Source organism: Helicobacter canis (assembly GCF_008693005.1).
Classification (GTDB): Bacteria; Campylobacterota; Campylobacteria; order Campylobacterales; family Helicobacteraceae; genus Helicobacter_B; species Helicobacter_B canis.
On sequence record NZ_VXKE01000025.1, the window covers coordinates 1 to 595 of the forward strand.

At 44.9% G+C, this 595-nt stretch carries 1 protein-coding gene; it reads right to left on the reverse strand.

Translation table 11 applies throughout. The annotated features are described in order from the left end of the window. Positions 1 to 595 (reverse strand): hypothetical protein (locus tag F4V45_RS09525; protein WP_170235229.1); only part of this gene is annotated, 595 nt, incomplete at both ends.

Genomic DNA, 595 nt, shown 5'->3' on the forward strand with positions numbered 1-595 from the left:
TGTCCTCATCTCAAACTCTCCTAGATAGCCACCCTCTACACCTACACCAACTGAAGGGAAGAGGATAGATTTGCTTCCATACATATACACAGATGAGCCTAGTCTAAAAGATGAGCCAAAGTTGATATTCCCTACATTAGCACTAAATCGCATACCATTCATATCTTGTCCTACAGATATATCACTATATCCACCATTGACATCAGCCATATAGTAGAATCCTGCCAGCTTAGTCTTAGCAAAGATATGGGAGAATCTAAGCCCTAGGAAGCCTGTGTGTCCTTGGGCATCGATATGGGCTTGCTTATAGCCATTGTAGATATACTCATACCCACCATAGAAGCCGATATTCCCACTTGTTTGCCCAAGAGCTAGATCCCAAGTCGAGCCAAAGAGTGTGCCCACACTCCAAGAGCTTGTTTGTGCGCCATTGGTTGCTTTATGTGAGCCTGTCCCACCATAGGCACGGATAAAGAAATCCCCTTGGACTTTATGCTTAGCTAGTAGCTCTGCACTTATCTCTCCAAGCTTAGGCTCTTGTGGCATTTCTGGCTTGCTGGCTAGGATTTTAGGCTTAGTAGGAGCTTTAGGCTCT